22 protein-coding genes are annotated in these 26,666 nt (G+C 30.1%); 15 read left to right on the top strand and 7 right to left on the bottom strand.

The genetic code is table 11. From position 1 onward, the window contains the following. Nucleotides 1-243: 243 nt before the first annotated feature. Together mgrA and BT151_RS07215 are read right to left on the bottom strand one after the other, a co-directional pair. Nucleotides 244-1,257: an L-glyceraldehyde 3-phosphate reductase gene (mgrA, locus tag BT151_RS07210; RefSeq protein WP_072401134.1), complete on the bottom strand. Its 1,014-nt coding sequence runs from the start codon at nucleotides 1,255-1,257 to the stop codon at nucleotides 244-246. Nucleotides 1,258-1,369: 112 nt separating this feature from the next. Then, a complete protein-coding gene (locus BT151_RS07215; protein ID WP_084647899.1) occupies nucleotides 1,370-3,676 on the bottom strand; it encodes a S9 family peptidase in 2,307 nt (768 codons plus the stop codon). 274 nt (nucleotides 3,677-3,950) lie between these two features. Between BT151_RS07215 and BT151_RS07220 the strand changes: the two genes are divergently transcribed. The 10 genes from BT151_RS07220 to BT151_RS07265 all read left to right on the top strand — a co-directional run bounded on the left by BT151_RS07220 (nucleotide 3,951) and on the right by BT151_RS07265 (nucleotide 12,686). Beyond that, complete coding sequence (locus BT151_RS07220) at nucleotides 3,951-5,504, top strand: DEAD/DEAH box helicase (protein WP_072401135.1); 1,554 nt, start codon at nucleotides 3,951-3,953, stop codon at nucleotides 5,502-5,504. Nucleotides 5,505-5,600: 96 nt separating this feature from the next. Next, nucleotides 5,601-6,053, top strand: coding sequence for a cold-shock protein (locus tag BT151_RS07225; protein WP_072401136.1), 453 nt, complete (start codon nucleotides 5,601-5,603; stop codon nucleotides 6,051-6,053). A 31-nt stretch (nucleotides 6,054-6,084) separates the two neighbouring features. After that, nucleotides 6,085-6,999, top strand: a complete 915-nt coding sequence (locus tag BT151_RS07230; RefSeq protein ID WP_072401137.1) for an EamA family transporter — start codon at nucleotides 6,085-6,087, stop codon at nucleotides 6,997-6,999. Then, a complete protein-coding gene (locus BT151_RS07235; RefSeq protein ID WP_262494244.1) occupies nucleotides 6,989-7,840 on the top strand; it encodes a DMT family transporter in 852 nt (283 codons plus the stop codon). The genes BT151_RS07230 and BT151_RS07235 overlap by 11 nt, the downstream gene beginning before the upstream one ends. A 6-nt stretch (nucleotides 7,841-7,846) precedes the next feature. After that, nucleotides 7,847-8,893 carry a glycosyltransferase family 9 protein gene (locus BT151_RS07240; protein ID WP_245794756.1) on the top strand — a complete coding sequence of 349 codons (1,047 nt, stop codon included), beginning with the start codon at nucleotides 7,847-7,849 and terminating at the stop codon, nucleotides 8,891-8,893. Between the two features lie 78 nt (nucleotides 8,894-8,971). Further along, a complete protein-coding gene (locus BT151_RS07245; RefSeq protein WP_072401138.1) occupies nucleotides 8,972-9,547 on the top strand; it encodes a Crp/Fnr family transcriptional regulator in 576 nt (191 codons plus the stop codon). Nucleotides 9,548-9,638: 91 nt separating this feature from the next. Beyond that, on the top strand, nucleotides 9,639-10,748 hold the full coding sequence (locus BT151_RS07250) for an alkene reductase (protein WP_072401139.1): 1,110 nt from the start codon (nucleotides 9,639-9,641) through the stop codon (nucleotides 10,746-10,748). 15 nt (nucleotides 10,749-10,763) lie between these two features. Then, nucleotides 10,764-11,612, top strand: coding sequence for a dienelactone hydrolase family protein (locus BT151_RS07255; protein WP_072401140.1), 849 nt, complete (start codon nucleotides 10,764-10,766; stop codon nucleotides 11,610-11,612). 5 nt (nucleotides 11,613-11,617) lie between these two features. Next, on the top strand, nucleotides 11,618-12,043 hold the full coding sequence (locus BT151_RS07260) for an OsmC family protein (RefSeq protein ID WP_072401141.1): 426 nt from the start codon (nucleotides 11,618-11,620) through the stop codon (nucleotides 12,041-12,043). A 97-nt stretch (nucleotides 12,044-12,140) separates the two neighbouring features. Continuing rightward, nucleotides 12,141-12,686, top strand: coding sequence for a 2'-5' RNA ligase family protein (locus tag BT151_RS07265; protein ID WP_072401142.1), 546 nt, complete (start codon nucleotides 12,141-12,143; stop codon nucleotides 12,684-12,686). 55 nt (nucleotides 12,687-12,741) lie between these two features. On the opposite strand, the gene BT151_RS07270 is transcribed toward BT151_RS07265, so the two are convergent. Beyond that, the gene (locus tag BT151_RS07270; RefSeq protein ID WP_216231093.1) at nucleotides 12,742-13,890 is read right to left on the bottom strand and encodes an AEC family transporter; all 1,149 of its coding nucleotides are present in this window, start codon (nucleotides 13,888-13,890) and stop codon (nucleotides 12,742-12,744) included. A gap of 3 nt (nucleotides 13,891-13,893) precedes the next feature. Next, nucleotides 13,894-15,087, bottom strand: coding sequence for a pyridoxal phosphate-dependent aminotransferase (locus tag BT151_RS07275; protein ID WP_072401143.1), 1,194 nt, complete (start codon nucleotides 15,085-15,087; stop codon nucleotides 13,894-13,896). A 290-nt stretch (nucleotides 15,088-15,377) separates the two neighbouring features. On the opposite strand from BT151_RS07275, the gene BT151_RS07280 reads away from it, so the two are divergent. Further along, a complete protein-coding gene (locus BT151_RS07280; protein WP_072401144.1) occupies nucleotides 15,378-16,004 on the top strand; it encodes a dioxygenase family protein in 627 nt (208 codons plus the stop codon). 58 nt (nucleotides 16,005-16,062) lie between these two features. Here the strand turns inward: BT151_RS07280 and BT151_RS07285 are convergent, their stop codons facing one another. Next, nucleotides 16,063-17,793, bottom strand: coding sequence for an APC family permease (locus BT151_RS07285; protein WP_072401145.1), 1,731 nt, complete (start codon nucleotides 17,791-17,793; stop codon nucleotides 16,063-16,065). Nucleotides 17,794-18,057: 264 nt separating this feature from the next. On the opposite strand from BT151_RS07285, the gene BT151_RS07290 reads away from it, so the two are divergent. The 4 genes from BT151_RS07290 to BT151_RS07305 all read left to right on the top strand — a co-directional run bounded on the left by BT151_RS07290 (nucleotide 18,058) and on the right by BT151_RS07305 (nucleotide 22,679). Continuing rightward, entirely contained in the window at nucleotides 18,058-19,821 is a 1,764-nt protein-coding gene (locus BT151_RS07290; protein WP_072401146.1) for a transcriptional regulator, read from the top strand. Nucleotides 19,822-20,071: 250 nt separating this feature from the next. Further along, a complete protein-coding gene (locus BT151_RS07295; RefSeq protein WP_072401147.1) occupies nucleotides 20,072-20,587 on the top strand; it encodes a hypothetical protein in 516 nt (171 codons plus the stop codon). Between the two features lie 182 nt (nucleotides 20,588-20,769). After that, a complete protein-coding gene (locus BT151_RS07300) occupies nucleotides 20,770-21,651 on the top strand; it encodes a carbon-nitrogen hydrolase (protein WP_072401148.1) in 882 nt (293 codons plus the stop codon). Continuing rightward, on the top strand, nucleotides 21,651-22,679 hold the full coding sequence (locus tag BT151_RS07305) for an agmatine deiminase family protein (RefSeq protein ID WP_072401149.1): 1,029 nt from the start codon (nucleotides 21,651-21,653) through the stop codon (nucleotides 22,677-22,679). Before BT151_RS07300 ends, BT151_RS07305 begins: the two co-directional genes overlap by 1 nt. A gap of 41 nt (nucleotides 22,680-22,720) precedes the next feature. On the opposite strand, the gene BT151_RS07310 is transcribed toward BT151_RS07305, so the two are convergent. Then, a complete protein-coding gene (locus BT151_RS07310) occupies nucleotides 22,721-25,045 on the bottom strand; it encodes a patatin-like phospholipase family protein (protein ID WP_084647900.1) in 2,325 nt (774 codons plus the stop codon). 242 nt (nucleotides 25,046-25,287) lie between these two features. Then, the gene (locus BT151_RS07315; protein WP_072401150.1) at nucleotides 25,288-26,598 is read right to left on the bottom strand and encodes an MFS transporter; all 1,311 of its coding nucleotides are present in this window, start codon (nucleotides 26,596-26,598) and stop codon (nucleotides 25,288-25,290) included. Nucleotides 26,599-26,666 lie beyond the last annotated feature (68 nt).

Here is a 26,666-nt window from a genome sequence, read left to right on the forward strand (position 1 = left end):
TATTAGATTAATACAAACTTAAATTCTCAAAGGATTTAATTTTAATTTTTACCTTAATTGCATATTGTACTGTTATTCCTCAGTACTCATTAAAAATTTTAATTCCTGTAGACACAAAATGTGGAATGCCAGTTTTAGGTGTCTTATTTGGATTGTGGTTTTTTGGAACGATAGCAAGTTTAATAATCCATAGATTATGGATTATTAAACTTAGAAAAGGAATATAAAATACTTTTAAAGAGATTAAGAAATAATCTTTTCAATAGCATTCAATTCTTCATTACTAAAACTCAAATTATCTAAAGCTTGTACGTTATCTTTTAATTGATTAGAAGAACTCGCTCCAACTAATACAGACGCTACTTGTTTTTGTCTTAAAATCCAAGCTATTGCCATTTGCGATAGTTTTTGTCCGCGTTTCTCTGCGATTTCATTTAATTTCTGTACTTTTTCTATATTACTAGAAACGGTTTCAGTATCTAAATACGTTGCATTTTTTGCAGCTCTAGAATTCTCTGGAATACCATTTAAATATTTGTCTGTTAACATGCCTTGTGCTAAAGGTGAAAAAGCGATACAGCCTACACCATTTTCTTCTAAAGTATTAAGAAGTCCATCTTCAACCCAACGATCAAGCATAGAATATCTCGCTTGATGTAAAATAAAAGGAACATTTAAACGCTTTAAAATTGCAGCAGCTTGTTGGGTTTCTTTAGGTTCGTAATTGGATATACCCGCATATAATGCTTTTCCTTGACGAACAATATCTGCCAAAGCTCCCATGGTTTCCTCTAAAGGCGTGTCTGGATCTGGTCTATGGTGATAAAAAACATCAACATAATCTAGTCCCATACGTTTTAAACTTTGGTCTAAACTAGAGATTAAATATTTTCGAGAGCCTAAATTACCATAAGGTCCAGGCCACATATCGTAACCAGCTTTTGTTGCAATAAATAACTCATCTCTGTATGCCTTGAAATCATTTTTTAAGATGGTTCCAAAATTTTCTTCAGCAGAACCAAACGGAGGTCCATAATTATTTGCTAAATCAAAATGTGTAATTCCTAAATCGAAAGCTGTTCTTATAATATCTCTTCCATTTTGAATACTATCTACAAACCCAAAGTTATGCCACAAACCTAAAGAAATAGCAGGTAACATAACACCGCTGTTTCCTGTTCTTTTGTAAGTCATTGAATCGTATCGTTTTGAATCTGCTAAATAGCTTTTTACTCCTGATTTATCGTTAATTTGCATTGTAAGGATTATTTATAAGTGTAAATGTATTAATTAGTTTTTACATTTTATAGAAACGAAAAAAGCCTTTTGAATTTTTTTTCAAAAGGCTTTTTTAAAAGACAAAATATATTTAATCTTTTATGGGTTGTTTAAATTCTTGTTTTAAATGTTTTGCATAAAAGCCCATCATTGCTTTGTAAAGTGCTATCGAGTTTTCTTCTTTTGCAAATCCATGCCCTTCATCATATTTTACCATATAAGGTACATCGTATCCTTTAGCTCTTAAAGCCTCAACAATTTGATCTGATTCGTTTATATTCACTCTAGGGTCATTTGCTCCTTGAATAACAAAAAGAGGTTTTTTTATCTTGTCTATTTGAAATACTGGAGAGACTTCTTCCATTATTGCTTTCTCTTCTGGAATATCAGAATCATACCAAATTTCTTTTACAATTTTTGTGTATGGTTTCCAGTATTCTGGAAATGATTCAAAAAAGGTAAAAATATTAGAAACGCCAACATAGTCAACTCCACATGCATATAAATCTGGTGTTTTTGTTAGTCCACGAAGAACAGCATAACCACCATGACTACCACCATAAATAGCTGCATTATCTTTATCTACCCAACCTTTATCTATAACGTATTGTAAACCATCTTCAACATCGTCCATAGCTTTTCTTCCAATTTGCTTAAAACCAGATTCTAAAAATGCTTTGCCATAACCACCAGAAATTCTAAAGTTAACTTGTAAAGTCGCATAGCCTCGACTTGCATAAAGTTGTGCTTCAGGATTAAAACCCCAAGAATCTCTAACACCTTGTGGTCCGCCATGAGGGTTAACAATTACAGGGACTTTTTCACCATTTATTGCTTCTTTTGGCAATGTAATATAACCATGTAATGTTTTACCATCTCTACTTTTAAAAGTAATTGGTCTCATTTCTGCCATATCTTTTTCAATAAGATTAGGCATTAAATTATAGAGCAATTTAAATTTATCTTTTATAGCATCGTAAGCGTAATAGGTGCCATATAATTTATCACTTTGAAGAAAAATTAAATATTTGCTTTCATCATCTGTAACATCGGCTATTGAATAGCTGTAATCTGGGAATTTATTGGTAATTCTTTTATGTAGCTTTTTATAATAATCACTTACAGGAACAATTTCTCTTTTTTCACCCTCAAATGTGAAGTAATCTAATTCATAGTTTCTATTTCTTGATAAACTAAGTCCTGAAACATCATAGTTATCATTAGAAAATATTTTTTTAATTATTTTATCTTCTTTTAAATCATACAAGTAAACTTGCGTTTTATCGCTATCTAAATTTGATATTACATAAGCATCATGAGCATAATCTGTCGCATAATTAAATGATGCAATACTGAAGCTATCTTTCCAACTAAGTTGTTTTTTTACTTCATAATTTTCACCATCTAAAGTGTAATATAAATCGATGTTTACACCGTCTCTCAATTTTGCAAATCCTCTAAGGTTTCCATCCTTATCAAATTCATAGCCATCTATTGGATTTGCTGCATCATCATTTTTATATAGTTGTACTAATTCACCTGTAACAATATTAATTTTATAAGGCTCAAAAATTTGTGGGTTATTTTGGTTCATAGAAATGATCATATGATCTTTATCTTCCTTTAAGCCATTCATTATATTTACTTTTACACCATCAAAAGGAGTTAATTCTTTTTGATTTGTACCATCAATATTTACAGCAAATAAGTGGTAATCTTCATTACCGCCTTTATCCATTATATAAACCAATCTTTCATCATTTGCCCAACCAAACCCGCGAATTAATTCCTCTTTTTCTTCTATAACTTTTTTAACTTCGTTAGTTTCAAGATTTTTTACATACACATGATTTTTTGAATTATCATCTTTCTCTCGATAAGACATATAGGTGCCGTTAGGGGAAAAGCTAAACGTTCTTGCTTTTGGTCTAGCAAAATAATCTTCAACAGCATATTTGTAATTTGCAGGATTCCAATTGGCTAATTTTTCTAAATCTTCATCAGAAGTAGGTAAAGCTGTATTGCCAGGAAGTGTTTTTACTGTTTTTGACAACAACAAAGGTAACTCCATACCACCTTGAAAAAATGTTCCTGTAATTTTGTTTTCTTGTAAAGTTCCAACATACTTAATACCAGCTTGATTAAATTTGATGCTAAGCGTGTCATTTACAAAACTTGTTTCGTCCATAGGAATACCTGTTGCTCCTTGCGATGGACTATCCATAGTAGAATAGAATACACCTTCTTCATTTTCAACATTAAACATAATGGACATTTCTGTGCCTTGAACAGATAGTTTTCCTTCCCAAGAACCAACTATGTCTTGAGCATTAGTTTGAGTAACCATTCCTATGAAAAGGAATAATGTACTGCTTAATTTTAAAATTTTTGTTTTCATTTGAATTGATTAAAAGATGTTAGTATTGTAAGTTTATTTCTATTAGAAGCTAATATTTAGTATACGTTACAAGATAATTAAAAAAAAGCCATTTTTCACTTGATTTGATTCTATTTTGCTTAAAAACAGGCAATTAATACTTTTATTTATCATTAAAAGACTTAAAAATTCTAAGCTTATTCACATCTGTTAATATTCCTTAATAATTTTCATAACAATCATACATTAAAAACCCTTTAAAGATGTTATTTTTGCACGTTAGTAAATTGCAAATATGTCCATTTCAAAAACAGAATTAGAAGATAGGAAAGAAGGAAAAGATTTATATAGTTACCAAAAAGGTGCTATTGATAAAATTTTTACAGCTTTTGAAGAATCCCCAGACGACTACCATTTATTGTATCAATTGCCTACAGGAGGTGGTAAAACAGTTATTTTTTCTGAAATTGTTAGACAATACCTTAAGCATCACAAAAAAAAGGTATTAGTAATGACGCATCGTATAGAATTATGTAAGCAAACATCTAATGTGCTTACAGAATTTGGTGTTGTTAATAAGGTTGTAGATAGTAAAGCAGATTTAAGTGATCAATCAAATTATAGTTGTTTTGTAGCTATGGTTGAAACCTTAAATAATAGGTTGAATGATGATAAATTAGATATTTCTGATATTGGTTTAGTTATTATTGATGAAGCTCATTATAACTCTTTTACAAAACTATTTAAGTTCTTTAGTCAGTCGTTTATTTTAGGCGTTACAGCAACACCTTTAAGTTCTAGTATTGAGTTACCAATGACTGATAATTATGATGAATTAATTGTTGGTGAAAGTATAGAATCACTTATAGAAAATGGTTTTTTATCTCGTGCTGAAATGTTTAGTTACAATGTTGGTTTAACCTCTTTAGTGGTTGGTGCTAATGGTGATTACACAGTTAAATCATCAGAAGACCTATACACAGATAACGACATGCTAACTAAGCTTTTACAGGCTTATGAAGAAAGAGCAAAAGGAAAGAAAACTCTAATTTTCAACAATGGTATAAATACTTCTTTACACGTTTACGATACGTTTAGAAGAGCAGGTTATCCTGTAGCACATTTAGACAATACCAATACCAAAAAAGAGCGTGCTCTTATACTAAAATGGTTTAAAAAGACACCAGATGCTATTTTAACATCTGTAAGTATTTTAACTACTGGTTTTGATGAGCCAACTGTAGAAAGTATTATTTTAAATAGAGCAACCAAATCATTAACACTTTATTACCAAATGATTGGTCGTGGTTCTCGTATTTTAAAAGATAAGAAAACATTTAGTGTTATAGATTTAGGAAATAATTTCCATCGCTTTGGACCTTGGGGAGATGATTTAGATTGGCAACGCATATTTAAATCGCCTAACTATTATCTGGATTCTATTTTAAGTGATGATGATTTAGAAAGCAATTTTAGATATGAAATGCCAGACGAATTACGTGCTGAATTTTCAAAATCCAAAAATGTGTATTTCGATATACAAAAAACCTATGTAGATTCTATTAGAAATGGTGAATCTTCAAAAGTGGTTTTAGAACGCTCGATTGAACAACATGCAAAAATTTGCACTGAAAATAGCGAAGATGTTTATGATGCATTAGCATTAGCAAAAATGTTGGGTGACGATATTGATTTTAGAATACAACGCTATACAAAATGCATTAGCAAAAGCACTTTTAATTTTGTTGAATGGTTAAAAGGAGATTACAGAAAAAAACTAAATGCTTATTTACGTTCGAATTTTGATGAAGTTTTTGAAGAAATTTATGGCTACCCACCAGAAGATTAATACTAGTATAATTTTTTACTATCATTTAATTTAACAACATTAAAAATAAGGCGTATCTTTACGTTCTAAAAATCCAAAAAACATTCTAGGTAAACTATGGCAAAATCGCAAGTAACATTTAACAAAATAGAAAAAGAAAAAAAACGCTTAAAGAAGAGAGAAGAAAAGCAAAAAAAGAAAGACGCTCGAAAGGCTGAAGCTAAAGAAAACCCACAAGGTATTCAATTTGCTTATGTAGACTTTAATGGTAACTTAACAGATACACCTCCAGATCCTGCAATGCGAGAAAAAGTTGAAGCAGAAAGCATTGAATTAGGTATTCCTAAGAAAGAAGACAGAGAAGAAGAGGAGCCTGCAAACAAAGAAGGTAAAGTATCTTTCTTTGATCATTCAAAAGGTTTTGGTTTTATTTTAGATAGCATTAACCAAGAGAAATATTTTGTTCATGTTAGTGGCTTAATTGATGAAATTCAAGAAAACGACAAAGTTACTTATGAGTTAGAGCGTGGTCAAAAAGGAATGAACGCCGTTAGAGTAAAAAAAATATAGTGTTTTTTTATTGAGTTTATTATAAAAACTTATGGGTGTACCTCGTAAAACAATCACCATTGTATTAGCTTTTTTTGCAATTTACGTCATTTGGGGTTCTACCTACCTTCTTAATAAAATAGCAGTTTCAGAATTATCACCTTTTTTTTTAGCTTCAGTTAGGTTTCTTTCAGCTGGAGCTATTATATTTTCTATAGCAAAGTTTATGAAGATGAACTTATCTATAACTAGAAAACAGCTTATAAACGCAATCATATCAAGTTTTTTGTTTTTAGTTTATGGTAATGGTGTTTTTGTTTGGGCCTTAAAATATGTTGACAGTGGCTTTGGAGCACTTATAGCTGCAACACAACCCTTGTTTGTGTTATTGTTAATGAAGTTAATTGACGGTAAAAAAATGCAAACAAATGCTATAATAGGGGTGGTATTAGGTATTGTTGGTATGTATGTTTTAGTTAGTCAAAAAACATTTGTTACTCAGGAAGGTACTTTGTTAGGTATATTCATGATTTTAACTTGTGTACTTAGTTGGAGCTATGGAAGCATTTTTGTTTCGAACGCCAATTTACCAGCCAATTATTTTGTTAGTACGGCTTACCAAATGATTTCTGCTGGATTAATGCTTATAATACTAAGTTTTTCCTTAAACGAATCTTGGGTGTCTCCTATATCTTGGTCTACACCAGTAAAATGGTCTATGCTTCTTTTAATAGTATTTGGTAGTGTTGTTGCATTTACAGCGTTTAATTATTTATTAAAAGTAGTTTCTACAGAAAAAGTTTCAACTTCAGCTTACGTAAATCCGGTAGTAGCAATTTTTATGGGTTGGTATATTCTTGATGAAATTATTAGTGTGCAAACCTTTATTGCAGCCATTATTTTATTAACTGGCGTTTATTTTATCACTACTAAACGAAAAATTAGAATAAGACCTTTTGGACGTTAAATCTGCCATAAAATTTATGCTTATTAGCACATTGGCATTTGCTTGCATGAATAGTATTGTTAAGTATTTAGTTAATATTAGTGCTTATCAAATTGTGTTTTTTAGATCCATAAGTTCCTTATTTTTTACATTCCCATATCTTTTAAAAAATAAGATTCCGCTTTTAGGAAACAATAAAAAATTAATGATATTTAGAGGGTTAGTAGGTGTTACCTCAATGACATTATACTTTATGTCTACTAAATACTTACCAATAGGGACAGCTATTTCATTACGATACATGGCTCCAATTTTTGCTGCAATTTTTGCTGTATTCTTATTGAAAGAAAAAGTAAAAATATGGCAATGGTTCTTTTTTGCTATTGCTTTCGCAGGAGTTATTATCCTAAAAGGATTTGATACACAAATTAATAATTATGGCTTATTACTAATTTTTGGAGCAGCAATTTTTAGTGGCATGGTGTATGTTTTGTTAAGTAAAATAGGAAAAGGAGATCATCCAGTAGTAGTTGTAAATTATTTCATGGTTATAGCGACTATAGTTGGTGGTGTTTTATCAATTAATCATTGGGTGAACCCTGTTGGTAAAGAATGGTATTTATTGTTTAGTTTAGGTGTATTTGGCTATTTTGGTCAAGTTTATATGACCAAAGCTTTCCAAACGGCATCTACAACCCAAGTAGCACCACTTAAATATATAGAAGTTATTTTCACTGTGTTATTTGGCATTTTTATATTTGCAGAAATTTATACCATTTGGAGTTTACTAGGTATTGCATTAATCATATTAGGATTGGTTTTAAATGTGCTTTATAAATCAAAACTTCAAAACAAAAAATAAGAATTTGTGAAAGTACCTAAAGTAGTAAATAAAATTAGAAGACGTGTAATGCACAGCATTACTAAAAATATTGGAAAATCCTATACAGACCCAATAGTTGATGCATCTAAAAAATTAGATATTAAAAAAGTACTAATTATTCGCCCTAATCACCGCTTAGGTAATCAATTATTACTTACACCAATAGTGCAAGAAGTTATCAATACATTTCCAGATTGTAAAATAGATTTGTTTGTAAAAGGCGGTGTTGCAAATCCTGTTTTTCAAAATTATAAGGAAATTAATAAAATTATTCAACTTCCTAAAAAGCCCTTTAATAATTTATTTAAATATGCTAAGGATTGGATTTCAATTAAAAGCACGCATTACGATTTAGTTATTAATGGAGATAAAGACTCGTCTTCAGGAAGATTACTTACTCAAATTAGTAAAGCAACATTTAAAGTTTTTGGAGATGTTCATGAAGACATACAAGCTACGTTTCCAGATTATAAACACATTTCTAAATATCCAATTTATAATTTAAGACGTTATTTAGTAAAATTAGGTTTTAATGAAAACACAAGTCCTTTACCACTATTAAATATTAAACTTAATACCGAAGAAATAACTCAAGGAAAAATAATATTAGACGATATTATTAAAAACAACAAAAAAACCATCTGTATTTACACTAATGCTACAGGTGATAAATGTTATTCTGAAGATTGGTGGGAAACCTTTTACTCAAGATTAAAAATTGAATATCCAGAATATAATATCATTGAAATGTTGCCTATTGAGAACATTTCAAAAATTAACTTTAAAGCACCTCATTTCTACAGTAAGGATATTCGCGAAATGGGAGCTATTATTAATAACACAGCCATATTTATTGCTGCCGATAATGGCGTTATGCATTTAGCTAGTGCATCATTAACACCTACAATTGGTTTCTTTTCTATTACAGATACAAATATTTATGAGCCTTATGGTAATGGGAGTATAGCACTAAACACTAATGAATCTAATATTGAGGATTGGATACAATCTATTAATAAAATTCTAAAATAATTCCAATAAATCAGTAAGTCATAATTTATTCTTTCTCTATCTTTATATATCTAAAAAAGTAGCTAGAATAATTAGAATATGCATGAAACTATAAGCAATCATGTAAAAAAATATGTGAATCCTTCAGAAAAAGATTTGCAATTATTTACATCCATGTTAAATCAAGTAAAGTTATCTAAACGAAAATTTTTACTACAACCAGGTACACATGTTAAACATGAGTATTTTGTTATTAAAGGCTGTTTAAAAGCGTATTATGCAGATGATAAAGGAAGTAATCATATTGTTCAATTTGCTATAGAAAACTGGTGGATTGGAGATTTTGATGCTTTTTATAATCTCATCCCTTCAAAATTATATATTGAAGCCATTGAGGATTCTACTTTATTAGGTATTAATTATGACGACCTTCAAGAATTGTTTACAAAAGCACCCATTTTTGAAAGATATTTTAGATTGTTGGTAAATGGCGCATTCATATCGCAGCGTAAAAGGATATTATCGTCATTAGTAAAAGATACTAAAGAACGCTATTTAGAATTTTGTGAAACGTATCCCAGTATTGAAGATCGTGTTCCAGATTATCATATTGCTAATTACTTAGGTGTGTCGCCCGAAAGTTTAAGTCGCATAAGGCGTAAACTTAAAAGTTAATATTTTCATAATTGATATAGGTCAATTAAATTAACTAACTCATTGATTAAATTTGTTTAAAGAATAAATTTTAAAATAAATATCACAAACAATGAGCAATCAATCTTTATTAAAACCGTATATAAGTAAAAACTTAAACCTTAAAAACAGAGTGGTAATGGCACCAATGACGCGAAGTAGAGCCGTTAATGATGACCATAAACCAACAGATGATTTACAAGGTATTTATTACGAACAACGCGCATCTGCAGGCTTAATTATTACAGAAGGATCACAAGTATCTAAAAAAGCTGTAGGTTACATTAATACACCAGGAATATATTCTGAAGAACAAGTTGAAGGCTGGAAAAAAGTAACCAAGCGTGTGCATGATAAAGGTGGTAAAATATTTATTCAATTATGGCATGTTGGTCGTATGTCTCATCCCGATTTTCATGATGGTGATTTACCTTTATCGGCCTCAGACATAAATCCAGATTCAAAATCGTATACACCAAGTGGTTTTAAAGATACTGTAGCACCAAAGGCTATGACCAAATCTGATATAGAACAAACTATCACCGATTTTCAAAATGCAGCAAAAAATGCTATTGATGCTGGTTTTGATGGTGTAGAAATTCATTCTTCAAATGGTTATTTATTTCACCAATTCTTCAACGGAACTTCAAATCATAGAATGGATGAATATGGAGGAAGTATAGAAAACAAGGCACGTTTCTTCTTTGAGGTTTTAGATGCTGTTAAAGAAGTCATTCCAGAAGAAAAAATAGGAGCGAGATTTAATCCTTCATTAAATGGTATTTTTGGAATGACTATGGATGAAGAAACTATTCCTACTTTCGAATATATTATTAAAAAGTTAAACGATTATAATTTGGCTTACGTTCATTTATCAGAGCCATTTAATGATGTTTCAGATATTCCTTATGCAGTTACAGAAATTGCTAAACATTTTAGACCGCTTTACAACGGAACTTTAATGATTAATGCAGGATTTACACAAGAAACAGGAAATGAAATAATAGACTCTGAAAATGCCGATTTAGTAGCTTTTGGTAAACTATATATCTCTAATCCAGATTTGGTAGAACGCTTTGAAAATAATATTAAATTAGCTGAATGGGATGAAGATACTTTTTATACACCTGGAGAAAAGGGGTATACCGATTATCCAGCTGTAACAAAAGAACAACTTGCTTAATTAAAAATAAAACTTATGAAAAAACAATTTAAAATTAAAAACACACTACTTATTGCTACACTTGCATTAGGTGCTTTTACATCATGTAAGGAAAAGCCAAAAGAGAAAGTTGAAGATGTTGTTACAAAAGAGGTTAAACTAGAAGGTTCTGAAGTAACATATAGTGCAGATAGCACTGAAATGAAAGGTTATATTGTTTACGATAAAAACATTGAAGGTAAACGTCCGGGAATTATTGTCGTTCACGAATGGTGGGGACATAATGATTATACACGCGAACGTGCAGATATGCTAGCAGATTTAGGTTATACAGCTATTGCAATTGATATGTATGGCGATGGCAAACAAGCAGCACATCCACAAGATGCAGGAAAATTTTCTGGAATGGTGATGCAAAACATAGATGTCGCTAAGGCACGTTTTGATGCAGCCTTAGAGGTTTTAAAAAATAATCCATCGGTGGATAGTACAAAAATAGCTGCTGTTGGATATTGCTTTGGTGGTAGTGTTGTACTAACTATGGCAAATGCAGGCGAAGATTTAGATGCTGTTGCAGCATTTCATAGTGGTGTGCAATTACCAATCATGCCAAACGATAAGCTAAAAGCAAAAGTATTAGTTGCAAATGGAGCAGATGATCCTTTTGTTTCACCAGAATCGGTTACAAACTTTAAACATGCTATGGATAGTGTTCATGCAGATTATGAGTATGTATCATATCCTGGTGCAAAACATGCTTATACCAGTAAAGGTGCAGATGCTTTAGGTAAAAAGTTTGAATTACCTTTAGAATATAATGCAGAAGCCGATGCAAAATCATGGGTAGCATTACAAGACTTATTAAACAAAACATTTAGTAAATAAAGATTATGAAATTTACAAGAAAAGCTAATGCCCAATGGAAGGGTAGTGGCAAAGAAGGAAAAGGATCATTAACAACAGGAAGTAAAGTACTTGAAAATACTCAATATTCATTTCATACGCGTTTTGAAGATGGAGAAAAAGGTACAAATCCAGAAGAACTTATTGGAGCAGCACACGCAGGTTGTTTTGCTATGCAATTAAGTTTTTTATTAAACGAAGCTGAATTTACAGCGACAACTTTAGATGTTGATGCTACTGTTACTTTTGAAGATGGAAGCATTACACAAGTTGTTTTAAACTTAGAAGGAGATGTTCCAAATATTGATGCAGAACAATTTCAACAAATAGCTAATAAAGCAAAAGAAGTTTGTCCTATTTCAAAATTATTAAACACGAAAATTGAATTAAAAGTTAGTTTGACTAGCAGTTAGTTAGCTATATAAAACTTCAATAATAATAAGACCAGCAAAATGATTTTTTGCTGGTTTTTTTTTTATCTTTAAGTGTTATAGTTAAACATTATTTAAAATGTTTCCAATAAAAATATATAGCCTTAGAATTGTACCACTTAACCCTATTTACAACGAGATTGTTGCTTTAAAAAGGATGTTTATAGAGACTTTTGGCAATCAGAAATTTTCAAAATCAATTCCTCATATTACTTTAGCTACTTTTGAAATGGATTACGGCTATCAAGAGTTTTTGCTAAAAGCTTTTAATCAACTGTCAAACATGAAACAGTTTCAATTAGAAATAAATGGTTTTGATGTGTTTGAAAATAAAACGGAGGTATTATTTCTAAAGTTAGCAGAGAATGAAATTATTAATCAAATATTACAAAATCTTAAAATTTTATGGATTAGAGATTTACATAGAAAATATAGCTCATTAAATATTCCTAATTTATTACACATGACTATTTCTAATGCAAAAGGAAAAGAAATGTTGTATAAGAGCTTAGATTTATTTCAAGAAATAGATTATTATAGACAGATTCAAGTTAATAAATTAACACTTGTGTCAAGATATGAAGGAAAAACTTGGGATTGGGAACATCACATCAATCTTTCCTAGTAAGCTTTTTTTACATCCATTTTTTTAATTAGATAACTCTTTAAAAAGTTTGAAACTAATTTGCTTTAACTTCTTGTCCAGAATCTTGGTTTGATTTTATAAAACTTGTATCAAATTTACTCACTAAAGTTTTTTTTAAAAGCCTAGTAATAGGGTAAATGCTTCCTAGTATAAGTAATGAAAAAGCAATTATAAAAATGTTTGTTGAATTTGTAAAGGTGTCATGAGCAGATAAAATTCCAAGAATTAATAGCACCGAAATAGGCAACGATAATGCTAATATTGATAACGCTGTATCAATATCAAAAGTTCTTTTTTCAATATTTATGTCTTTCTCCATTGATGAAATACTTGAAATATGAGCAAAAGGCCAAAAACTACAGGCACTTAATGAAAAAGCTAACATAAATAAAATGTCTTTAGCTATAGAAATATCTAACAGACTAATTATAGCAAGCACAGCAAAAATAGCAATTGATGCTCTAAGCATTAATAAAGAGAAAATTTGAAAGAATTGTTTACGCTTAATTTTTACTGCAAGCCCTATAAATAATAAAACAAGCGGAGTCATTATAAGACTTAATCTGTTTAATGTGGTACTAATATAATTTGGAAGGTTTTCTAGAGTAATACCAAATGACACTAAAATTAAAGCTGCAAAAATAAAAATATTAACAGGCTCTGTGACTAACGCTTTTAAAAGTGATTTTAATTTATTAGAAATAGATGCTTTTTTAAATAGAACGTTTGCATAATGCCATCTAATAGCAACTAAATAAAGTAGAAATAAAACAAAAAATTTGTTTCCTAAATCTGCCATAGCTGCCTTTGCTAAATAATCATCACCTAAAAATTCTAATATAAATGGAAAGCAAGAGAGTCCAGGAGCTAATGATGGTAGTAATAGTTTAGCTGTATTAGATACAGAAGTGTTTTTTGAAAAGCCTAAAAAAGACAAGAAAATAGGACTTACAGAAAAAAGTATCGTGTTAAATAGAATAGCAAAAAGAGGTAGAATAATTAAATTACTATCTATTTTAATCTTTAAAAGCGCAATAAAAATAGTTGCAGGTAAAGCTAGAGTTAATATTAAGGTTTTTATACCATTAACTTCTTCTTTATTAGAAAATCTCCATTTTAGAAGGATTCCAATAAAAATAAATATAAGAAAGGATAATGATTTTTCTAGCGCTTCATACATCATATACTAAACAAAAATTTCACTAACAGCTTGAGTGAAAATTTTCATTTCATCTAAAGTACCTATACTAACTCTACACCAGTTTTTATCCCAAAATTTAAATGCCCTAACTGCTACTTTTTTAGCATAAATCTTTTCTAAAAAATCTTTTCCTTCCATAGGAATTTCAAAAATCACAAAATTAGTTTCTGATGGTAAATAGGAAAAATTGTTGTCTTTTAAATAATCTATTGTATAAGCTCTAGCATCAGCAATTTTTGTTTTACAAGACTCCAAAAAATCATGCCCATCTAAACTAGTAGTAGCTGCTGCTATAGATGGCCCCGTAATACCCATGCCACCTCTGGTAACTTCACTAATTTTATTTAATGTAGATTCTTTACCCAAAATATATCCAACTCGTAAACCTGCCATTCCATGAATTTTAGAAAAAGTACGAGCTATAATAACATCTTTACCTTCTGTTACTAATGAAACCATACTATCTTTAAGTCCGTTTTCTGAAAGATCTAAATAGGCTTCATCAACAAAAACAGGGACTTTTTCAGAAACTCGACTACAAAAATCATACAATTTCTTTGCGTCTGTTATTGAGCCTGTAGGATTGTTAGGGTTACATATATAAACAAGTTTTGTGTTTTCATCTACACCAGCCTCCATAGCATCTAAATCGTGTTGTGAATCTTCTAATAGTTTATAAGATTTCCATGAACCTCCAACAGACTTTGCAACAACAATAAGCGACATATAACTTGGGTCTGCACTTACCACATTTCCACCATTTTGAAAAAGTACCATTGCCGTTTTTTCTAATAAGTCTGATGACCCAGGACCCATCATAATTTGCTCCGGTTTAACACCTTCTTTTTTAGCAATTTTATCAACTAAATCGTTTAAAGTTTTCCAAGCATATCTATTTCCAGTAAACACTTCTTTTTGAAAGGCTTCTGCCGATTTTGGTGGTGGACCATAAGGATTTTCATTAGCTCTTAAAATAGCTTTTAATTCTTCTTCTTTGGCGGTTATAGGAGGTGTGAATTCGTTAAATTTATAACGTCCATCAAACAAAAATGGCCTATTATTTATCTGTGCATTATGTACTGTACTTGCCCAAATATCAGATGGCAACATAGCTATACCTGCTAAGGTTAAAGGACCGGATTTTAACCAATTACGTCTGCTAATAGTTGATGTTTTCATAATTTAAACTTCTTTTTTTTAGTTATTTCTAAATTAAAAATATTAGACTTAATAAACTATGATAATAACTCAAAAATATATGTAGTAAAATAATTAATACATAATTATGTGTACTATATTTTATATGATTATTATATAAAATGTTATTTCGTTAGTTTTTAGCTAAGAGGGAATTTGTTAATAAAAATTGCATTTTATCTGTTCATCGTGAAATTTTATAGTTCAAACGATTTTTTTATGTACCAAAGGTTTAGTTATTTAGTTTTGAGTAAATTAAAAAGTAATACCCCATGAAAAATCTAATTATTCTTACTTGCTTAACTTGTTTTATAAGTACTTTTAATATTGTAAATGCTCAAGAAACAGCTAGTCTATCTGATGAAATTCCTCAAAATTTCAAGAAACGTAGTCCTATTTATGATTATTCAGAAAAACAATTAAACAACGTAGATACTATTCCAGATTTCACTTCAAAATCAAATAAATTGAAGATAACAGGTACTATTTATGAAAGTGATGGTGTTACTCCTGCTAAAAACGTATTGCTTTTTATACACCAAACTGATGAGGATGGAAACTTTGAATTGAAAAGAGAAAACAAAAAGCGTTATGTACATCATAGAGGTTGGATTAAAACGGATGCTGATGGACGTTATACATTTTACACATTTGTTCCAGGATCTTATATATATGGTAATGAATTAAAGCAAATACTTCCTATTATTAAAGAACCAGGAAAACCAGAACATAAAATTGAGACTTTTGTTTTTGATGACGATCCTTTATTAAAAGCTTCATGTCGTGATCAAATAGAACAAACTAATCCTAATAGAATTCTTCACCTTGATAAAGAAGAAGGTCTATTTGTTGCTAAAAGAGATATTATACTAGGTAAAGAAGATAATGCTTCTTATTAAATGAAATCTATTTTTTTTGTAAAAACAGAAGCTTAATGTTAATGAGAGATATTTTAAGCTAAATTATCAACCTAACATCTCCTAATTCTTCTACACGATATAGGAATTTTTTTCCTGGTGAACCTATAAACATAAAGTTAATAGGGATATCCCATCGTTTAGAGAGTTCTTTAATTTTTTCTGGTCCAAAAACCCCTTCTTCTTCAACAAACTCAATAACTATTTTTGGATAAGCTCTATCTAATACCTTAACATCCGTTTTTAGATTTTGAGCAATATGTTCATCTTCATTTAATACAGCAACAATTTTTAAACGTCTTGTGTTTTCATTCGCCTCAATGTATTGTAATACTTTGTTTAAAACAGATACATCATCGTGGTTTGTAAAAAAAACAAACTGCTGAGAGTTAATTTTATAAATCGCCATTTTAATAAATCGGCTAATTTTTCCAAAAAAAGTATTTTTTTCTGGCGTTATATAATCAAGAAAAAATAAAATACCTCTTAAAATTGGAATCCTATAAAGCATGAAACCAGTAACTAAAATAGCTGGAATGAGGTATTCTAAAAAGATACTTACATCTTCAGGATTAAGCATAATATTTCCTACTAAAGCAATCGCGATACCTAAAATGGCAATAAAAAGGGATAACCAACTTGCAACTTCTGGTCTTGGTAATTTTTTTCTATTAATTTTTAATAACATATTCCCAAAACCAAATAAAATCATAACACATAAAAAAGCTACAGTATAAACTCCTGCCAACGATTCTAAATCGCCTTGTGTTAATATTAGAATTGAGGTTGATAACAAGAAAAATATAATAAAAATGAAATATGAACTTCCATTTTTATTTTTTTTAAGTAATTCCCTTGGTAAAATACGGTCTAACGCCATACGCTCTACCAAACCGCCAACACCAACATAGGATGTTAAAACCGCACCGCTTAAAACTAAAGTGGCATCAATAGAAACGATATATAAAAGCCAATTTCCACCTGTTAAATTCCCCATAAAGGATAGCAAGGTTTCTTCGTTTGCATCAATTGTGGATAAAGGAATAATTGCCAATGCTAAAAAGGCTAATAACGGATTAAAAACAGTGATTATAATCCACATGTTTTTTAATGTTTTAGGGAAAACTCCATCCTTTTGTTCTTCTACATAATTAGCGGAGCTTTCAAAACCACTAATACCAAGCATGGCTGCAGCAAAACCAAAGAATAATGCGGAAACAATACCGCCTTCAACAGGCTTGTTAAAGTTTTCGATAAGTATATCAAATCCATTATTAAACAAAAAATAAATGCTAAAAAGACATAGAATAACTAATGAACTCAAATGAAAAATAAAAATAACGATAGCGACTTTAGAAGATTCTCCAATACCTAAAATTACCAATCCCATAAAAAGTAAAAGCAAAAAGATGGTTGCAGAAACAATAGGGATTCCATTCCATAAACTATGTGCATATTTAATGGCTTCGCTTGCAGATATTACAGCAGTTGCCATATAAGATAATACTGTTAGTGTTGCTGCAAATGATGCTGTAGATTTTTTAGTTGTATTTAATAAAGCATTATAAGCACCACCATTTAAAGGCAAAGCACCTACAACTTCTCCGTAAATTTTCCTAAATAAAAAAAGAATGACAGATACTATAAGTAAAGATATCCAGGCGTATTGACCTGCGTAAACAATGGCTAGAGCTGATACATATAAACAAGAAGAACTTATATCATTTCCGCAAATAGCTGTTGCAGCTAATTCGTTAAGTTTTTTTTTCACTTTATTATAATTTTGTTGTGAATTTTATACTCGATAATATGCGCCAAATTTAATCAATTAAAAGGTCTTGAAAACATTTATAAGCAGTATATAAAAAAAAGAATAGTTAAGTGTTTAGTTTATAACAAGATGATATAAAAATTATTCAAAATGAAGTGAAAGTTTTATTCGAAATATGAATTACCAAAAAAAAGAAAAAATCTAACACACTCAAAACCAGTTGATTTGTTGTATATTTGTTCATTACCATTAACCAAGACATTAATGAGATTTTTAAAATTATTACGAAGTTTACTTTTTGTAATTGTTCTAATTTCGTCAAATTTCAATTATGCTCAAACACAAATCTCAAGTGAAGCCGCGCTTAAGAAGTTTAATGAATTGCATATAGCTATTGAAGCTTCATTTCCTCAAAGTGAAATAAGAACCTTTAGAAGAGAATCATTTTCCGAAGAACAACTTAAAACTTATCTATCTCAACATTTTCAGCAATTGGATCTCATTCCATATATAAAAGGACATGATACCTTAAAATTGAATGCTTATCTCCATTCAGCTAATTGGTTTAGACTTATTGGCTTGCCAAAAGAATCTATTAATTCATATAAAGCATTCTTTAATTATTATGGAGATAATGAACAAAATTTAACTGAAGCTGAAAAAATTGAGTATTTAAAAATGAGAACCTTTGGTTATGATATGCTAGCCGATAACTATGCTAAAGTTTCTTATACAGATAGTGCGGCCATTCAACATAAATTTAATATTAAATTCGCAAAACAGTTTGATAAAATTTCTTATCCTTCTTCAATAAATAATTACGGACTCTTTTTTTATTTAACAAAGAATGATTTGGAAACTGCTTTGATTCAATTTAAGAAAGCCTATGAAATCACGCAACGTAAATTCCCCAAACATTATCTTTTAGGAAGTATTAGAGATAATATAGCCGACATCTATGTTGAGCAAAACAAAATAAAAGAAGCTAATAAGTTATATTATGATAATTTTGAGTTTTATAAGTATACCATAATCGATGATTTTAAATCTCTAGATATAACGCGCTTAATAAGTGCTGGTTCTCAATATGTTTCTACATCACTTACTTTAAATAATATTGATGAAGCTAATAAGTCGTTTAATGAGTTAGAATACATTCTTAACCATCCAAACTATAGTTCAGAAGTGCAATCTACCTCTAGGTTAGAGGTTTTAAAAGTGAAAGAACTCTTATATTTTAAACAGAATAAATTAGAAGAGACCTACAAAATTTCTAAAGAAGTTAAAAATCTTGCAGATAGCTTAAATGAGCTAAGCGCAGCTACAGACCAAAAATGGCTATCGGTTGTAAATAGTATTGTACTAGACCAAGTGAAACTTAATTTTACGATGGATCGTGTCCAGAAAGAAAGTAAAATAAAAAGCCAACGCTTAAAATTATGGATTATAACGCTTTCTGCTATATTGGTTCTATTAGTATTGTTATCACTATTTGTACGCAGGTATCAAAACCTTATAATTGCTAAAAACAAACAACAATTAGCAGAACAATCTAAAGCATTAATATCTATAAACAATCAACAGTTGCAAGCCGAAATAAAATCTAAAAAAAGAGATTTATCAGACTTTGCTATAAATCTATCTCAAAATCAAGAATGGGCTAAAGCGCTGGCTAATAAATTAGATTATTTAAAAACCACTAATGGTAGAGAACGCAAAATGCTATTGGATGATTTTGAACAAGATGTACTTAACAAAATTAAGTTTGACCATGATACTAAAGATTTTTACGAGCGTCTTGATAAATTAAGCGATTCCTTTTATAGTGTGTTACATAACAAATATCCAAATCTCACTAAAACCGAAATTCGTTTGTGTTCTTTAATTCGCTTAAAAATTGATAGTCATGCTATTGCAAATCTTCAAAATATAACATTATCATCGTTAAATACAAGTCGTTATCGTCTTAGAAAAAAACTAAATCTTTCTGAAGATGATAATTTAGACGAATTTATTCAATTTTTATAAAAATAAATTAAAATATTGATAATCAGTTATTTAAAAAATATTTTATTTAGGTAGTCTATTGAATATCTTAAAACAGTCTATTGTTTGTCTATTTAAAATATTAGCTAGCTATTAAGTTTTACAATACTTTTATTACAGCAAAAATATAACTCTACTAATTAAGACTTTATTTAATTAAGACTTTATTTTTTTGTTTCCTATAGAAATAATAGCAAAAACTAAATGTATAATTTTTTAAATTTAAAAACACATGAAAAATTTAGTGATTGGTCTATTATTTTTAGGATTTACCAACCTTACTTTCTCTCAAAACGACATGGCTTATGTCAATGTAAATCCGGCAATTAAATTTGATGTTTCAAAAAAGAGTTCTAGTAACTTAGATTTTATAAAGAGTTTAACTTCATCAGATATTTCTAAGCGTATAATATCATTTCAAAAAGTGGTTGCAGATTATAATATTAAAGCAGATCCTGTTTATATTAAAAACAATAAAACAACTTACACCGTAACTTTTAAAGAAGCTACTAACGAAATTGAAAATATATACAATAAAGACGGAGAGATTTTAAGCAGTAATCAAGCTTTTTCTAATATAAGATTACCTTATAGGTTGAGCTCAAAAGTGGCTTTAGAACATCCAGGTTGGTCTATTAAAAATGTATCTTGTACTATCGCTTACGAACTAGGAGAAAACACCAACATCTTTTATAAAGTAAAACTTAAAAATGGAAGCAAAACCAAAACCTTAAAAATTATAAAATAGTTTATCCCTTTTAAATTTTTAGTATTTGTATAAGATAGTGTCGTAATTATAAAATGACACTATCTTTTTTTGTTATAAACTCTAAACAATAGTGTAAATAGAATTAAAATACTAATTCAAAAAAATAACCATTTGTTTTTATAAAAAATAAGTACTTTTATACCTCATTTTTTTATTCACAGATGAAAAATTATACTATAGCCGTAATACAGCTGAATCTCAATGATATCGCTGAAAATAATTTAAAAAAGTGCCTTAATTGGGTTAGAAAAGCTGCAAATCAAGGCGCAGAAGTTATTTGTTTACCAGAACTTTATAGCAGCCACTATTTTTGCCAGAGTGAGGACACAGATAATTTTGCATTAGCAGAACCTTTATACAGCACCTCTTTTATTGCATTTAGCAAATTAGCAAAAGAATTAGGCGTTGTAATTGTTGTACCATTTTTTGAGAAACGTATGGCTGGCATTTACCATAACAGTGCCTATATTATTGATACTGATGGAACAGAAGCTGGTTTATATCGTAAAATGCATATTCCAGACGATCCTCATTTTTATGAAAAATTTTACTTCACACCAGGTGATTTAGGGTTTAAAAACAACAAGACCAAAAAAGGGAATATTGGAACTTTAATTTGTTGGGACCAATGGTATCCAGAAGCGGCTCGATTAACAGCGTTAAAGGGATCAGAAGTTTTATTCTACCCAACAGCAATTGGATGGCATCCACAAGAAAAAGAGCAATACGGTGAAAACCAATATGGCGCATGGATGAATGTGATGAAAGGTCATGCTGTAGCAAACGGTGTTTATGTAGCAGCAGCCAATAGAATAGGGTTGGAGCAATACATTCCTGGAACAGCAGGTATACAGTTTTGGGGCGCTTCATTTATTGCAGGACCACAAGGAGAAATATTAGCACAAGCATCCCACGATCAAGAAGAAATTATAATGGCTAAAGTAGATTTAGATTTACAAGAAAACGTACGTCAAAATTGGCCTTTCTTTAGAGATAGACGTATAGATGCCTTTGGCGACATTACTAAAAGAGCTATAGATTAATGAGAAGGTTTCCAGCAGAATGGGAGAAACAACAAGGCATTTTATTATGTTTTCCTCATAACGGAAACGATTGGCCGGGGAAATATCAAGCGATTCAATGGGCTTTTGTTGAATTTATTAAAAAAGTAACAACATATGAGTCTGTTTTTTTAGTTGTTGCTAATAAAGACTTAAAAGTCAAAGTAGAAGAATTGTTAACTACCGCTCATGTAAATCTTGAGAAGGTTTCCTTTATTATTCATAAAACCAACAGAAGTTGGATGCGCGATTCCGGACCAATTATTGTAAAGAATGGAACAAAAAGAGAAGCCTTGAATTTCAATTTTAATGGTTGGGCAAAATATTCTAATTATCAATTAGATAAGCACGTTCCTCAAAAAATATCAGAGTTTTTAAAAATACCTTTAACACAGGCGACCTACAAAGGAAAACCTGTAGTTTTAGAAGGCGGTGCTTTGGAAGTTAACGGCCAAGGAACCTTAATAACATCAGAAGAATGTTTATTGCATTCAAGCATTCAAGTAAGAAATGAAGGCTTTACAAAAGCAGATTACGAAGCTGTTTTTAAAGAATATTTAGGCATCACTAATGTTATTTGGGTAGGTGATGGTATTCTGGGTGATGACACTCATGGTCATATTGATGATTTATGCCGATTTGTAAATGAAAACACTATTGTTACAGTTGTTGAATTTGATACTAAAATCCCAAATTACAAACCACTTCAAGATAATTTAAAAATATTACAACAAGCTTCTTTAGAAAATGGTGAAAAACCAACGATTGTAACCTTGCCAATGCCAAGTGAAATTAAATTTGATGGTTTAAGTTTACCTGCAAGTTATGCTAATTTTCTAATTTTAAACAATTGTGTTTTAGTACCAACTTTTAATGATGCCAACGATCATATTGCCTTAAATATATTATCAGGATGTTTTCCAGATAGAGAAATTATAGGTATTAGTGCTATCGATCTTATTTGGGGCTTTGGTACTTTGCATTGTTTAAGCCAGCAAATTCCAGTATAATTTAAAAGTTTATTGTTTACTTATTTTATTATCGGTGTTTATTAAGATTTGCTAAGGTTAAAACCTATACCAATAAAAAACCGAACTTTATTAGTGCTATTAACCCACGATACGTCAAAATTAATAGGACCTAATAATGAAGAATAAGATAGCATTGCACCAGATGAAATTAGGATGCTAGGCTTAATAGCATCTTCCCAATTGCCTTTGGCAGAAAAGGCATTGTCTATATAATCACTAAAATCATCAAAACCAATTGAGGCGATATTAAAATGTGGTGTTATATAAACTTTATTAGCGGTATTGAATTGCATTCCAAGATTCAGTTTTATAAATTGATTTGCTAGCACTTCTCCTTCATTTAATCCTGGTAACATGTAGTTATCATGTCTTGGCTCTAGTAAAACACCACCTAAGTAATATTTAGATCCCATACCGTATTCCGTAAAGGAAATGTCATCATTTTTTAAATTATCCTGAAATATAAAACCGCTTGTAGCACCAATAATTGCCGTAGCTTTATTGTATACTTGAAATCTTTTTTCAAAATCCAGACTTAATTTGCTGTAGTTATTTGTAGAACCTTTAATATTAGAAAAAGTTGAATTATAAAAATCTACATCAAGTTTATTGTGTATTGATCTGCCTAAATAGGCTTTTAAAGACGTGCCTTCAGTTGCATAAAAAACTTTGTCAAAACTATTATGATTATAGTGAGCATTCAACTCAATAGTATTGTAATTGTACTTAATTAAGTCATAAACATTATTATTAAATTCAGGATCAATTTTAGGTTTTAAGTGGTTGTTTTGATATTTTAACCCTATTCCTACATAGCTTTTTAAGGAGTTAATATTTCTATTAATTTGATTATCAAAATCAAAGTACCTAAACCTTAAATTATCTACATTCTCACCACTAATAAAAATATCTTGTTCTAATTGCTGACCATATAATTCGGATCGCCACCACCAATTTCTGTCTGAACCAAAATTTTTCTGGTGTTGAATTCTTAGTCTAGGTTTCTCTGCAATATCTAAAGTAACTAGCGATCTAGAAGCTCTACCTATAAAATTTCTTCTAGTAAAGTTCACAATAACTCCAACTCCATAGTAACTATCAAAATGTAATGCGCCTTTTAATACATCTTTAGATCTTTCAAAGCCATTTAATTCTAATCCTTTTTCATTTTCTTTCACAGGAGGATTAAAAGTGATATGGCTAAAAATTGTGGTTCCCATGGCACGATTAATACCCTCTAGTATTTCTTGTTTTGTGTATTTTTTATGAAGTTTAATATTTGTTCGAGCTTTTACTAAAGCAAGGTTGGATTTGCTTATGTTATTATAAACAATAGTATCTAAAATAATTTCATCTTTTACATAAGGTAAAGTGTGAGATAGTTGTTTGAATTTTTTCAATTTTATAGATAAATTCACTAAAGCATCTTTATTTTCAGCTAGAGCAATTTTCCCTTCTTCATATATAGCAACACTATTATCAAAATCGCCGGTAGTATATGTAATATGAGGCGTATGCTCAATCAATATATCACATAAAGCTTTATTTTCAGGGTTTTTAAGGTTACTGTGAAGCATTCCTGTTTGGAAAAGTAAAGTAGCAATATTGTTTAGTTTTTCTTTAGGTTCCATACCACCACCAACATCACTTCCAATAATAATATCTGCACCCATATTTTTGGCAACATCAACAGGAAAATTATTGAGTACACCACCATCAATTAAAAGCGTATTATCGTATTGAACGGGGGAAAAAGCACCAGGTATTGACATACTAGCTCTCATGGCAAAAGCCAAACTTCCATGATCTAGAATAACTTCTTTTCCATTTACAATATCTGTTGCTATGGCGCGAAAAGGAATAGATAGTTTATCAAAATCTGTAATGTTATAAGCAGGATATGTTAAGTTAGAGATGAAAGCTCTTAAGTTTTGATCATTTAAAATAAAGGATGTCGATTTAATTTTTCCTTCAACAACATCCATTCCTATTAAGTATCTATTAAATTCACTTTTTTCTTCTACACTTACATTCCTTAAAGAAACGCCACCACCAATAAGTTTATCCCAATTTGCATTTTTGGCAATATTTGCGATACTATCTCCAGAATATCCCATAGCATACAATCCGCCAACAATACTTCCCATACTGTTTCCTACTAAAAGATCTGGCACAATACCTAATGAGTCAAGAAGTTGTAGCGTAGGGATGTGAGCTAAGCCTTTTGCACCACCGCCACTTAAAACCAATGCTACTTTAGGTTTAAGTGTTTTTGTTTCATTTTGACCATCTATAAATTGAGAAAATAAGCTAAAAAAAAGGAGCAGAAATATAAAATTTTTCATTCTTGAAAATTAATTCAATTTATTTCATTTCTCAAATTAATAACCATTTTTAGTGCTAAAACATTTTATTAGACACACATAAAATAGATTTTCTATATACAAAAAGATGAACTAATACTTAGTTTCCTTAAAGGGCTTAGAAACACTAAACAAGTTTAATAGAAAAGAAACATTGTCTTAAAACACATCTTATTTGAGGATTTGCCCTTTACATTATTTAAACCTTCAAATTCCTTTTTAATCTATTCTACATTTGGGAGTTTATAGCTTTTGTAAGCGCCTAACACACCTAATAGTGAAAGAACCAAAATAATACCTTCGGTAGAAATCATAGATGCTAAAGCACTAATACCACCAGTGATTAAAAGAATTAACCCAATAATGGTATTACTAATAGAGACATAATCGGTGCGTTTATTTCCTTCAGCCATATCAACTATATATGTTTTTCTTCCCAAACGCACACCGCTATGCGCAATACCTAGTAAAAAGAAAGCCAAAGGATACAACCAATATGCATTTTTTAAATTGGGAACATAAGAAATAAGCACAAACATGATTATTCCTAAAAGAGATGCAATAATAGCCGCTATAACCATTACATTTTTACTATTTACATCGGCCATTCTTCCCCAAACAGGTGCACTTAATATAGATGCTAGTCCGTTTACGAGAATAAACAATCCTAATAAAAATCCTTCTTTACCTAAATAGTTCTGTGCTAATAAAACATAAAACGGAGCTGTAAGTGCAGAACATAACAAAAGCGATCTAGCTATAATAAAGTTTCTAAAATGAGTGTCTGACTTTACTATTTTTATGCTTTCTAAAGCTTCTTTCCATCCATTTTTTTCATTAGAAGTTTCACCCGGAAATTCCCTTATCATAGCATAAACTAAAGCTGAAAGCAACCACATGCTACCTGCAAAAAATATGGTGTAACTATAAAAAGTAACATCAGCTCCATTTTTAGATTGATACATTAAATAAAGTCCAGCTAGTAAAACCAATACGCCAGCAACAGAATCTGTGTAACCTTTTAATTTGCCTCTTTTCTGTTTAGGAATTGTTTTTCCTAAAACATCTTTAGAAGCAACAGAACATAAGCCTCGTGATAAGCTAAAAAGAACAAGAAACAGCATAATGAACCAACCTGCTTTACTACCAGTGGTATAAAGCGTTGTAAAACCAATAGCCATAACACTAAAACATTGCAATACGCTTCCAATAACATAAATCCATTTGCGCTTTTTTTTCGTTTTAATATATCCTGCAATCACTATTTGAGGCAACATGGAACCAGACTCGCGAATAGGAACAATAAAACTAATTAAGTATACAGGCGCATTTACATAGCTCATAACCCAAGTTAATACCGTTTTAGGATTACTTAAAGTATCACCAAGTTTAGTTAAGGTACTACTAAGCATTATTAAAAAGTAATTTTTTGGTGTGTACTCGCTAGCATCATCATTAATGCCCTTGGATGACCGTTCGTCCTCTTCATTATTGAGGTAGTTATATATTTTTTTAGTCGAAAGCTGTTTATTCATAAAACTAAGGTAATAAAAAAGAGCGATTTTAAACATTGAAAAATTAGTACTCAAACGAGTTCCAATTG

Source organism: Flaviramulus basaltis, assembly GCF_900114265.1.
Classification (GTDB): domain Bacteria; phylum Bacteroidota; class Bacteroidia; order Flavobacteriales; family Flavobacteriaceae; genus Flaviramulus; species Flaviramulus basaltis.